Here is a 12665-nt window from a genome sequence, read left to right as displayed (position 1 = left end):
CTTGACTCAGGCCGCCTCTGCCGCGCGCGTATCCCACATGGTCTTGAACGCCGTGCGGGCCTGGCAACGATCCAGCCAGGCGTTCAGAGCCGGATGGGCGTCGAACAGCGGCTTGTGGCCCTGTGCGTAACGAACGATTTCCGCCGCGTTGAGATCGGCGACGGTAAAGCGGTCGCCCACCAGATAGTCATGACTGGACAGATGCTGCTCCAGCACCCGGAAGGGGCGCTTCAGCAGGCGGCTGGCAACATCGATCACTGCCCTGCCGGCATCGCTTTCCGACAGGCCTTCGGCGATGGCGGAGGAAATCTTCAGCGAATTGGTCTCGACTTCGGTCGCGGCAAAGAAGGACCATTGCAGCATCGCCGCATCTTCCTTCAGATCGATCGGCGCAAGCGGTCCGCCATATTTGCGGGCGAGGTAGAGATTGATGGCCATGGATTCGTAAAGCACCATGCCGTCATCCTCGATGCAGGGAATGGTGCCCATCGGGTTGACGGCCAGGAAGTCCGGAGACAGCGTGTTGAGCGGCGCATCCGCAGCCAGCGGATCGGCAAGACGGCGGGCCTGTATCACAGGCACATGCTTGAATGCTATGCCGAGTTCGCCCGCCAGCCATAATGTGCGTGTGGCGCGGGAACGGTAGACACCGTAAATCGTCAACATCGAAATTACCCCTTCAACCTGTCAGATGGCGGCAAGTTACGGTCTTGCCCTCTTAAAGTGAAGCTGTGGATCGCAGCGCCAACTATGATTTTTTCTGATCCGGCAGGAGGTCTGTATCGGGCGAGAGCCGGCATTCGAAACGGTCGATGAACCGTTCGAACAGGCGTGCGAATGTTTCCACATCCTCCGCGGGCCATCCATCCATCACGTCCTCGATGACACTCATCTTGGTCCGGCGCATCTCCTGCAAAAGACTGGTGCCGAGCGGGGTGATCTCTACGATGCTGCGGCGGCCGTCTTCCTGGGAAACGCCGCGTTTCAGCAGGCCGCGTCCCACCATATCCGCCACCACACGGCTGCCGCGTGAGGGATCGATGCGCATACCCTCGGCAATCGCGCCCACGGTCACATCGCCCTCCGCCCGGCGCAGAATGTCGAGCACGTCGATATGGGAAAGTTCGAGACCTGGAGCGAGCCTGGCAAGCGCCATGCGGCCGATGATGCGGCGGCCGATCATGATGCGCATGCGCGTCATCGTATTGCCGATCCGCTTGATGTCCTCGGGCAGATCCTCGTTCCAGTTTTCCTCAGTCGCCACGCTTCATCGTCCCTTTCGATGCTGTTTTCCGATCACGTTTAGCGGCAATAGCACAGATGTCAGAAACTTGCCATTGACATATATATGCTGATAGCACACAAATTGTCACAGTAAATCTGCCTGAAGCCAACGAGATTTTTCATGGATATGTCCACCGCCCCCGTGGCGCCGCTTGTGTCGGATCATCGCCGCAGGCTCATCGTCTTTCTGTTTCTGATGCTGGCCATGTTCATGGCGACCCTCGATAACCAGATCGTATCGACGGCACTGCCCACCATCGTCGGTGAATTCGGCGCGCTGGAGCGTTTCGGCTGGATCGGCTCTGCCTATCTGCTGGCGACCAGCGCAGTCATGCCCGTCTATGGCAAGCTCGGCGATCTGTTCGGCCGGAAATATGTGATGATCGCGGCGGTCGTCATCTTCACGCTTGGTTCGCTCGCCTGCGGGCTGGCATGGTCGATGGATAGTCTGATTGCTGCCCGCGTGTTGCAGGGCCTTGGCGGCGGCGGCATCATGGTATCGATCTTTTCCGTCAATGCGGATCTGTTCGAACCGCGTGAACGCGCCCGTTACCAGAGCTATTCCAGCCTCACCATCATGGCATCGGGCAGTGTCGGCCCGATCCTCGGCGGCACGATGAGTGATCTCTTTGGCTGGCGGTCGATTTTCCTGATCAATCTGCCGCTCGGCATCATCGTTATTGCCGGTCTGGCGCTGATGCTGCCTTACCGACGCCCGGCGCGCCAGCCGAAGATCGATTATCTCGGTGCGGTCCTCTTGGCGGCCACCATCGCCAGCGTGGTCTTCTGGGCGGACAGCAGCGAATTGTTCGGCTCGCTCATCGCAGCCCCCAGCCTCGGCATCATCGCCTTCGCCGTCATCGCCGCGTTCCTCTGGGTGCAGGTGGAGCGCCGCGCGCCGGAACCGGTGGTGCCGCTGCGTCTCTTCAAGGACAGCACCTTTCCGCTTTTGATGATCGTTTCGCTGACCAGCGGCGGCATCGGCATCGGCATGGTCAATTATTATGCCCTGTTCCTGCAGACGACCACCGGCCTTTCCCCCTCCCATGCCGGCCTGTTCTTCATTGCGGTCACTGGCGGCATCGTCATGGGTTCGCTTTCGGCCGGACGGCTGATTTCGATCACCGGCGTCTACAAGCCCTTCTCGGTTGCGGGCCTGACAATCAACGTCATCGCCATGCTGCTCTTCACGCAGATGCATGCGGGAACGCCGCTTTGGCTGATCGCGGTGCTGATGCTGGCGCAGGGTTTCGCAGTCGGCCTCGGCCAGCAGGCTCCGATCATCGGCGTGCAGAACTCGGCCCCCAAGGCTGACATCGGTGCGGCAAGCGGAGCGGTAACGCTGACCCGCATGGGTGGTGCTGCCATTGCCATCTCGGTCTATGGCGCCATCGTATCCACAAGCCTCAAGGGTGTGGCGGTGGATATTCCCGGCGTCGGCAAAATCGAGGAACTGACGCCAAAAATCCTCTCGGAACTGCCCGCAGCCTCCCAGGCCGCCGTCGCCTCGCTCTATTCGGATGCGTTTACGCCGCTGTTCTTCGCGGCCGCCGCAACCGCTGCCATCGGCCTTGCCGCGGCGCTGATGCTGAAACCGGTGCGGCTACCGGCGGCGGTTGAGGCGAAGCCCGCGGAAGTGGCGGGGGAGTAGGGGCGGCCGACAGTTGTCACCTTTGGTTCTCGCTGAAACCTCTCATCCGTCATACCGGCCTTGAGCCGGTATCCAGCCAGCCCAAGTCCTTGGGCTGAAATAACTCTTTCGCCGCGCGGACGCGCGGCTCCTGGATTCCGGCTCAAGGCCGGAATGACGGGATGTCTCCGCAAAACAAAAACGCCCCCATTGGAAATTTAACGCGCGTTCCGCGTTATGCTCGCAGCACTTTAGATTCGCGCGGGCGGCCCTATCTCAATGAACATGAAGCCGGAACAGCTCCTGAATTCCACGCCCAAGGGCCTTTATTGCCCGACGGGTGATTTTTATATCGATCCCGTGCGGCCCGTGGCGCGGGCGCTCATCACCCATGGTCATTCCGATCACGCCCGCGCTGGCCATGGCGCGGTGCTGGCCACGCGCCAGACGCTGGATATTATGCGCATCCGTTATGGCGAGGATTTCTGCGGCAGCGAGCAGGCGGTCGCATTCGGCGAGAGGGTGGAGGTAAACGGCGTCACCGTCGGTTTCCATCCGGCGGGCCATGTCCTGGGTTCGGCGCAGATTTCCGTGGAAATGAACGGTCTGCGCATCGTGGCGTCCGGCGATTACAAGCGCGGCATCGACCCCACCTGCGCCCCCTTCGAGGCGGTGCCCTGCGATGTCTTCATCACCGAAGCCACCTTCGGCCTGCCAGTATTTCACCATCCGCTGCCGCGTGTGGAAACGGCCAAGCTGCTCACCTCCATCAAACAGTTTCCCGAACGCACCCATCTCGTCGGGGCCTATTCTTTGGGCAAGGCGCAGCGAGTCATCCGGCTCCTGCGCGATAATGGTTATGCCGAGCCGATCTATATCCACGGCGCGCTGGCACGGCTGTGTGAATATTACGTGTCGCAGGGCATCGACCTCGGGGAGCTAAGGCCCGCGACGCTGGAAAAAAGTAATCCCGCTGCCTTCAAGGGCGCGATTGTCGTCGGACCGCCCTCGGCGTTTCAGGAGCGCTGGGCGCGCCGCTTCAACGAACCACTGATTGCCTTCGCGTCCGGCTGGATGATGGTGCGGCAGAGGGCAAAGCAGGGCGGTGTGGAATTGCCGCTGGTGATCTCGGACCATTGCGACTGGCCGGAACTGCTGGAGACGATCAAGGAAATTTCCCCGCAGGCCGTCTGGGTCACGCATGGCCGGGAGGAGGCGCTGGTGCGCTGGTGCGAATTGCAGGGCATCGCCGCCAAGCCACTGCATCTCGTTGGTTACGAGGACGAGGGGGATTGAGATGAAAGCCTTCGCCACCCTTCTTGACCGCCTGGTTCTCACTCCGTCGCGCAATGGCAAGCTGAAGCTGCTCACCGATTATTTCCGCGATACGCCCGATCCCGACCGGGGTTACGGTCTCGCAGCCATTGCCGGGACGCTGGACCTTAAAAGTGTCAAGCCGGCCCTGCTGCGCGAACTGGTCTTGGAGCGGATGGATGAGGTTCTGTTCCGCTATTCCTATGATTATGTGGGCGATCTCGCCGAAACCATTTCGCTGGTCTGGGGCAATATCGGCGGTGCTGACGATTCAGAGGCACAGGATCCGCGTCTTGGTGAAGTGGTGACACTGATGAATTCGCTTGGCCGTACCGAGGTGCGCGGTGCGGTGCGTGATCTCCTGGATCGGCTCGATACGCCCTCTCGTTTCGCTTTCCTCAAACTTGCCACCGGCAGCCTGCGCATCGGCGTTTCGGCCCGGCTGGCGCGTCAGGCGCTGGCGGATTTTGCGGGGAAAGACATCATCGAGATCGAAACCCTCTGGCACGGGCTGGCGCCGCCCTATACGCCGCTTTTCGCATGGCTCGAGGGTAAGGCGGACCGCCCGGTGCTGGCAACGCCCGCCATCTTCCATTCGGTGATGCTGGCGACGCCGGTGGCGGATGGCGACCTCGATGGGCTGGACCCCGCCGACTACGCCGCCGAATGGAAATGGGACGGTATTCGTGTGCAATTGTCCCGCGCCGGTGGGACACGGAAACTCTATTCCCGTTCAGGCGACGATATTTCAGGCGCCTTCCCTGACGTTCTTGACGCGATCGATTTCGAAGGTGTGATGGATGGTGAGCTGCTGATTGGCGGCACGGCACGGTCCAACAATCTCACCCGAACCTTTTCCGACCTGCAGCAGCGACTGAACCGCAAGACGGTGACGGCGAAGATGCTGGACGACTATCCCGCCTTTATCCGCGCCTATGACCTGCTGTTCGACGGCGAGAGCGATATCCGCGCGCAGACCTATCTGCAGCGTCGCGGCCGGCTGTCTGACATTATCGAACATGCACCGCATGATCGCTTCGACCTCTCGCCGCTGATCGGCTTTTCCAGTTGGCAGGAACTCGATACGCTACGCGCCGCACCGCCCGATCCGGTCATCGAGGGCGTCATGATCAAGCGCCGCGACAGCACCTATCAGGCCGGGCGCGCTAAAGGCCCCTGGTTCAAGTGGAAACGCGATCCTTACAATATCGACGCCGTCATGATGTATGCCCAGCGTGGCCACGGCAAAAGATCGAGCTATTACTCCGATTTCACCTTCGGTGTCTGGGCGGAGGGGGAGGACGGCGAACAGCTCGTGCCTGTCGGAAAGGCTTATTTCGGTTTCACCGATGCGGAACTGGAGGTGCTGGACAAGTTCGTGCGCGACAATACCGTCGAGCGTTTCGGCCCTGTGCGGGCGGTGCGCGCCACGCCGGATTTCGGTTTCGTGCTTGAAGTTGCCTTCGAAGGCATCAACCGCTCTACCCGCCACAAATCCGGCGTCGCCATGCGGTTCCCCCGCATTGCCCGGCTGCGCGCCGACAAGTTGCCGGCCGAAGCCGACAGGCTTTCAACACTGGTGGCGATGATCGACGGTGTGGAAGGCTAGGGTGGCATGATCGCCCGTTTATTTCCCTGGGCGTCACAGTCCGGGCGAGGCGACGTCCAGAAATTGCCATGATGGCTGCGAATACATTGTTGTCATTCGCGAATCCGTGATTGGACAGCCTCCCGCCGCAGTGCTGAACTGCTAATGCAACCATCCTCGTCAGGTGACCATATGGCAGACAAACGCTTTCTTTCCTCAGCCTTCGGACAGGAAGAGAGCGGCACGGTCTCGCCGGGCATGACGCGGCGCGGATTGCTCGCTGGCGCAATGGGGCTGTCAGCAGCGCTTATCCTGCCGCCCGCCGTGAGAGCGGGCATTGCGACACCTGAAGTCTTGCCGCTCGAACGGCAGGATTATGCGGAGGCTCGCCGACGTTTCCACACCCACCTGCTGCGCAAGATGGCGGCGCCGGAGAAGTCCTCGGCGCTTGGCACACCGCCCGGGGCGGAGCGTGTCACCTATCGTGGCGGGCCGGATGGCTCGATCGAACTTGTCGCCTGGCTCTCCCACTACCAGCCGTCAAAAACACTGAAACCGGCCGTCCTCTTCCTGCATGGCGGCAACGCCACCGGGGATGGCCATTGGGCGCTGATGAAGCCATATTGGGAAGCGGGCTTCGTTGTGCTGCTACCGTCCTTTCGTGGCGAAAACGGCCAGAACGGCAATTATTCAGGCTTCTACGACGAAACCTCGGATGCGCTGGCGGCGGCCACCTATCTTGAAAATCTTCCCGGCATTGACAGAGCTCGCTTCTTCATCGCCGGCCATTCCAACGGCGGCACGCTCACGCTTCTGGCAGCCATGAGCCGTAAATTCCGTGCTGCGGCCCCCATATCCGCTGGCGTCAATTCATGGCGCTATTTCAACCGCTATAGCGAGGAGATCTGTTTCGACGAAACCGACGAACGCGAATTCATCATGCGCTCCTCCGTCTGTTTCGGCCCCAGCCTCAAATGTCCGGCACTGCTGTTGCGCGGCACGGAGGAACGACCTTTCGACGCCGATCACCAGCTTTTTGTGGACCGCGCCCTGACCTCGGGTTTCAGGGTCGACAAAAAACTGCTGGCGGGAACTCATAATGGTGTCGTCCCCGGTGCAGTGGCGGAAAGCATCCGTTTTTTCAACGGCTTCGCGTAAACGCGATGTTGCACCGTCCGTAGGCGTGTGGTGTCCTACGTCTTGACGATGGACGTCTTGGCCTGCTCTGCCCACCATGCGCCGTCTTTTTTGTCGGCATATTGGGCGCGCTTGTTGGTGAATTGGCCCTGGGTGCAAATTTCCCGGTAGTTGCGGACCGGCAGCCCCAGTTCCTTGACGACGGCATGCACCACGGTTGGGCCCGTCATGTCATAGACGCTGACGAGCGTCCCTTCTTCGATATTACGGGCAATACGATCGGCTATCAGCCTGAGCGCCGGGTGGCCGGGTTTCGACGCCATGAAATAGTTGGTGATTTCGCCGTTCTTCATGGCAATGAAAACGGCTTCTTCATCCGTATCGATCACATCTTCGGGCCGGGCCGCAAAATTGGAATCAATATCCAGATAGATGCCGCCTTCCTGCAGAAGAACGAGAATGCGCCAGAAATCCGCTTTGGCGGCGCCCACCTGCAGTCGACGGAAGGCGTCCGCATAACGTCCGGGAAAATGGCGGTCGATATAGGCCTGACACGCCTCGTCATCATGGTAACGATATTCGAATTCTGGCGTCAGCCAGCGATTGAACAGGAAATTCGCATAGATCGGCGTCGTGACCCGATTGGTGTAATTCGTCTGCCAGATAATGCGAGGGATGGCTTTTTCCGTTTTTGGGCTGCGTCCGGCAGGCTGATGCTGCGGGAGCGTTTTTCTCCTGCCGGGCCGGATGAACAGATCGATGGAGAAAATAACCTTGACGATGTTCCCGCCGATCTTGATCGCGCGGTACGCTATGCGGTTATAGCCAGTCTTAGCCAAGTTCAGCGCTCCCTCGCGTGGAATCGGTTGTCACGCGCGTGGAAAACGGCGGTACGCGGTATTTATTGGACGCAATTAGTTTGTCAATACGCTGAAAATGAGACCGGCCGAGCCCGGATTAACGGGGCCCGGCCGGTTGGGGAGGGGCTGCGATCAGGCTTTGTTGCGGTTAAAATATCCAAGAAGCCGCATGGCATTGGCCGTCACCAGAACCGTGGCGCCCGTATCGGCAAAGACGGCGAGCCACAGGCCGGAAAGGCCGGTAACTGTTGTGACCAGGAACACCGCCTTCAGGCCAAGCGCAATCGTCACGTTCTGGCGGATATTGCTCATGGTGGCGCGCGAGAGGCCGATGAGGCGGGCGGCGTCGCCGACATTGTTGCGCATCAGCGCCGCATCCGCCGCTTCCATCGCCACGTCCGTGCCCGAGCCGATGGCGACGCCGACGCTGGCCGCCGCAAGGGCCGGCGCATCGTTGATGCCGTCACCCACCATGACAACGGTCTGCTTCTCGGCAAGCTTGCGGATTTCCTCGACCTTGTTCTGCGGCAGAAGTTCACCGCGCGCTTCAAGGCCAAGCTTGTTGCCGATGGCACGCGCGGTGCGGGCATTGTCACCCGACAGCATCAGCGAGGAAATGCCCATATCCTTCAGCGCCTTGACGCCTTCGGCCGCGTCCTTGCGCGGTTCGTCGCGCATGGCGAAGAGGCCGCTTGCTGCGCCGCCGGTCATCACGACAGCCACCGTCTTGCCTTCGCTTTCCAGTGCGGAAATACGGTCGGCAAGATCCTTCGAGAGCGTTCCGACCTCAGTCGCAAAGCGCGGTGCGCCGATGAACAGCTCCTTCCCACCGACATTGCCCTGCATGCCGCGACCGGAAATCGCCTTGATGTTGGAGCCGGGCAGGGGTTTCACGCCGGCCTTTTCGGCATGATTGACGATCGCGCGGGCGAGCGGATGGCTCGACTCGTTCTCGATGGTCGCGGCCTGCGCAATCAGCTCGGCCTCGTTGCCATCAACAGTGATCACATCCGTCACGACAGGCTCACCAAGCGTCAGCGTGCCGGTCTTGTCGAAGGCGACGGTTTCGGTGCGCGCCAGCATTTCGATGACCGCGCCGCCCTTCACCAGCATGCCGTGGCGTGCCGCAGCCGAAAGGCTGGAGGCGATGGCGGCGGGAACCGAGATGACCAGCGCGCAGGGGCAACCGATCAGGAGCAGCGCGAGACCACGGTAAATCCAGGTATCCCAGTCGCCGAGACCGGCGAGCGGCGGCACGATGATCGTCAGCACCGAGATCGCGACGATCAGCGGCATGTAATAACGCGAGAAGCTCTGGATGAAGCGCTCGGTCGGCGCGCGGGCATCCTGTGCTTCTTCGACCAGCGTAATGATGCGGGCGATGGTGTTGTCTTCCGGCGCACGGTCGACGCGGATGCGCAGCGAACCGTCATGGTTGATCGAGCCGGCAAAGACGCGGTCGCCCTTGTCCTTGGCGACGGGAATGCTTTCCCCGGTCATCGGCGATTCGTCGACGCTGGACTGGCCGTCGATGACAACACCATCGGCGGCGATACGGTCGCCGGGGCGCGCCACGACCACCTGGCCGATGCGCACCTGATCGGCGGAGACCTGCCGAAGCGCGCCGTTTTCCTCCACCATCGCCGTTTTCGGCAAGAGTGAACCGAGCGCCTTGATGCCGGAGCGGGCGCGGGCGGCGGCGAAGCCTTCCAGCAATTCGCCAACGGAGAACAGCAGCACGACGATAGCCGCCTCTTCCGCCTCGCCAATGATGATCGCGCCGATGGCGGCAATGGTCATCAGCATCTCGATGGTGAAGACAGCGCCGAAACGGGCAGCATTAAAGGCATTGCGTGCGATCGGGAAGAGCGTGACCAGCGTGGCGACGATGAAGGCGTAACTACCCCAGGCCGGGAAGGTCAGTTCCGCCGCATAGGCAATCGCGACCAGAATGGTGCCGGTGAAGGTGTTGCGCGCCTTGGCGGTGCGCCACCATGCACCTCTTTCGTCCGCGCCATGGGCGTGCCCTATCTCGGCGCTCTGGTTTGCGGCGGCAGGTGCGGCAGCGTGGGAATGGCCCGCATGGTCGTGTCCGTGATCGTGACCTGAATGATCATGGCCGGAGTGATCGTGGTCATGCCCGTTGCAGGAATGCTGCTCGTCTCCCGAATGGTCATGCGCTGCGTGGTCGTGGCCGGAATGATCATGATCGTGATGGCCACCGCATGTCGCGTGATCATGATCGTGTTCGTGCTTTTGATCCGGCGTTTTTTCGCGCGCGGCCTTCTCCTGCGGCAGCAGGGCCGGCTTGAAGCCGAGCTTGCGCAACGTATCCTCGATCTTTTCCACCGGGGTTTTGTTTTCGGCAAGCGAAAGGTTCAGCCGCTCGCGGGCCACCGACACCTTGACGTCAGCAACGCCGGGCAGGCGGGACAGTGCGGTTTCGATCTTGGCCGCGCAGCTGCCGCAATCCATGCCGCCGACCGAAAAGGTCAGCGCATTGTTGTTTTCAATAGCCGTTTGGGGCGTGTCATGATGGTGACCGCCGCAGGAGGAATGGTCGTGCTGATCGGCCTCCACCTTTGCTGCGGGCGCTTTTTCGCGCGGCAGCAGAGCGGGTTTGAAGCCGAGCTTGCGCAACGTATCCTCGATTTTTTCCACCGGGGTTTTGTTTTCGGCAAGCGAAAGGTTCAGCCGCTCGCGGGCCACTGACACCTTGACGTCGGCAACGCCGGGCAGGCGCGATAGCGCGGTTTCGATCTTGGCCGCGCAGCTGCCGCAATCCATGCCACCGACCGAAAAGGTCAGGGCCTCCGGCTCCCCGTTCAAACTGCCGCGTGTCGAAATATTCATGGTTTCGCTCCTGAATTCCACTCGACAGCCAATCTGGCACCTCTAGCAACTAGAGCTTCAAGAGAAAAAATGCAGTTCTTCGATTTTTTTTGAAAAACCGACGCCAGCTTCGCGCCAGCCGCGCGGTCCATCATGGCCTCAGATTGGATTCCATGAAGCGGTTCAGATGATAGCACTCCTTTTGAAAAACGGTCGCCGGGCGGCCTCTCTGGTCGGGCTTGCCCTGCTGCCCCTGATGAGCGGCTGCCTTTTCGTGACGGATACGACCCGGATGGACCCGGACGTCTTCGTCAGGGAAACGGCGCCGGTGTTCAATTTCAATTCCGTCAGCTCCAATCGCCAGCCGGAACTGCCGCCGCAGCCGGGCCAGCTTTCGACGCGCCCACCGGATCTGTTCCGAACCCGCTTCCATCAGGAATATGGCCCGCCGGTGCGCGGCCAGGGGCTGCAGGCCCCGCAGGTGCAGGGCTATAATGTGCCCCAGGGTCAGAGCCAAGGCCAGGCGGTGGCCTATGGTCTGCCGGTCTCCAATCCGCTGCACCGTGTCATGTATGGCCCGATCCGCGACGAGGACCGCTCGCTGCCGGCTATTCCCTATGGCCGCATCGATCCGCGTTATCTCCGGCAGGAAGTCAGCTACCAGACGGCGGAAGCGCCCGGCACCATCGTGGTCGATACGAAGCAGCATTTCCTTTATCTCGTGCAATCCGGCGGCAAGGCCATCCGCTATGGCGTCGGGCTGGGACGTGACGGTTACGCCTGGTCGGGCCGTGGCAAGATCCAGTGGAAGGCCAAGTGGCCGCGCTGGACGCCGCCCGATGAAATGGTCAAGCGCCAGCCGGAACTCGCCTCCATCTCCGCCGCCAATGGCGGCATGACGCCGGGTCTGAACAATCCGCTCGGCGCACGCGCGCTTTATATCTTCAAGGATGGCAAGGACACGCTGTACCGCGTGCATGGCACGCCGGACTGGCAGTCTGTCGGTAAAGCGACGTCCTCCGGCTGCGTGCGCATGCTCAATCAGGATGTGATCGATCTCTATGAGCGCGTGCCGCAGGGTGCGCAGATTGTGGTTATCTGAACACGTTCTAAAAGAAAGAGATAGGGGACCCATTCCGCCAGCAGCTTGTGACTGGCTTTTAGCGGTCGGTTAACTATTTTCGCAATACGCATGATACGGAACAAATGACGTACAACGGCGATCTAGCCGTTCGAAATGTGGGACAAACCGGCCTTATGACAAGCACCGACACAGATCTTTCCAGACGCACCTTTCTTTCCCTTCTTGGCCTTTCTTCCGCTTCGCTTCTCGCAGGCTGCGCCTCATCGGGCACGGGAGACGCCATCCGCCAGCAGGCAAGTGCCATTGGCAGCGATTTCCGCCAGATGTTCTCGTCCGGCGTCAGCGACGCGGAACTGGCCGTCATGTACGGCTCGGTCGAGGATGGCGGTTACGTCATTCCTGCCGTGCCGTATCAGAAAATCGACCGGCGTTATTACCGCCAGCGGGTCGTTGATCCGACGGGCGAACGTCCAGGCACCGTGGTCGTCGATACGCGTTCGCGCTTCCTTTACGTGGTGGAGCCGGGCGGCAGCGCCATGCGTTACGGCGTCGGCATTGGCCGCGAAGGTTTCGCCTGGTCGGGCGAGGGCGTCATCCAGTGGCGTCAGAAATGGCCGAAGTGGACACCGCCGGACGAAATGGTCGCCCGCCAGCCGGAACTCACCAAATATTCCTCCAAGAACGGCGGCATGCCGCCGGGCCTGAAGAACCCGCTCGGCGCCCGCGCGCTCTATATCTTCCAGAATGGCAAGGACACACTTTATCGCCTGCACGGTTCGCCGGAATGGAACTCCATCGGCAAGGCCGTCTCCTCCGGCTGCGTGCGCCTGATGAACCAGGACGTCATCGATCTCTACGACCGCGTGCCGCAGAAGGCGCGTGTCGTGGTCTGGCAGTGAGCCGCGACTTCTCCATATGAAAAAAGGCGGCTCCGTG

General features: G+C 61.1%; 10 protein-coding genes. 6 read left to right on the top strand and 4 right to left on the bottom strand.

The window, feature by feature from the left end; genetic code table 11:
* Positions 1-6 precede the first annotated feature (6 nt).
* Both BLU28_RS00950 and BLU28_RS00945 read right to left on the bottom strand, forming a co-directional pair.
* Positions 7-666, bottom strand: coding sequence for a glutathione S-transferase family protein (locus tag BLU28_RS00950; RefSeq protein WP_077986728.1), 660 nt, complete (start codon positions 664-666; stop codon positions 7-9).
* A gap of 82 nt (positions 667-748) precedes the next feature.
* Positions 749-1264, bottom strand: coding sequence for a MarR family winged helix-turn-helix transcriptional regulator (locus tag BLU28_RS00945; protein ID WP_006700016.1), 516 nt, complete (start codon positions 1262-1264; stop codon positions 749-751).
* 141 nt (positions 1265-1405) lie between these two features.
* Between BLU28_RS00945 and BLU28_RS00940 the strand changes: the two genes are divergently transcribed.
* From BLU28_RS00940 to BLU28_RS00925, 4 genes are all read left to right on the top strand, one after another.
* Complete coding sequence (locus BLU28_RS00940) at positions 1406-2935, top strand: MDR family MFS transporter (protein ID WP_006700017.1); 1530 nt, start codon at positions 1406-1408, stop codon at positions 2933-2935.
* Between the two features lie 264 nt (positions 2936-3199).
* Entirely contained in the window at positions 3200-4210 is a 1011-nt protein-coding gene (locus BLU28_RS00935) for a ligase-associated DNA damage response exonuclease (RefSeq protein ID WP_077986863.1), read from the top strand.
* 1 nt (position 4211) lies between these two features.
* On the top strand, positions 4212-5837 hold the full coding sequence (locus tag BLU28_RS00930; protein ID WP_077986729.1) for a cisplatin damage response ATP-dependent DNA ligase: 1626 nt from the start codon (positions 4212-4214) through the stop codon (positions 5835-5837).
* Positions 5838-6008: 171 nt separating this feature from the next.
* Complete coding sequence (locus BLU28_RS00925) at positions 6009-6974, top strand: alpha/beta hydrolase family protein (RefSeq protein ID WP_077986730.1); 966 nt, start codon at positions 6009-6011, stop codon at positions 6972-6974.
* Between the two features lie 35 nt (positions 6975-7009).
* Here BLU28_RS00925 and BLU28_RS00920 read toward each other — a convergent pair whose 3' ends face one another.
* The gene (locus tag BLU28_RS00920; RefSeq protein ID WP_175477654.1) at positions 7010-7792 is read right to left on the bottom strand and encodes a glycosyltransferase family 32 protein; all 783 of its coding nucleotides are present in this window, start codon (positions 7790-7792) and stop codon (positions 7010-7012) included.
* 153 nt (positions 7793-7945) lie between these two features.
* Positions 7946-10666 carry a heavy metal translocating P-type ATPase gene (locus BLU28_RS00915; RefSeq protein WP_077986732.1) on the bottom strand — a complete coding sequence of 907 codons (2721 nt, stop codon included), beginning with the start codon at positions 10664-10666 and terminating at the stop codon, positions 7946-7948.
* 166 nt (positions 10667-10832) lie between these two features.
* Between BLU28_RS00915 and BLU28_RS00910 the strand changes: the two genes are divergently transcribed.
* Positions 10833-11747, top strand: a complete 915-nt coding sequence (locus BLU28_RS00910) for a L,D-transpeptidase (protein WP_035209470.1) — start codon at positions 10833-10835, stop codon at positions 11745-11747.
* 155 nt (positions 11748-11902) lie between these two features.
* The gene (locus tag BLU28_RS00905) at positions 11903-12628 is read left to right on the top strand and encodes a L,D-transpeptidase (RefSeq protein ID WP_004440507.1); all 726 of its coding nucleotides are present in this window, start codon (positions 11903-11905) and stop codon (positions 12626-12628) included.
* Positions 12629-12665 lie beyond the last annotated feature (37 nt).

This window comes from Agrobacterium pusense (genome assembly GCF_900102105.1).
Classification (GTDB): Bacteria; Pseudomonadota; Alphaproteobacteria; order Rhizobiales; family Rhizobiaceae; genus Agrobacterium; species Agrobacterium pusense.
This window is presented reverse-complemented; position numbering and strand designations above follow the sequence as displayed.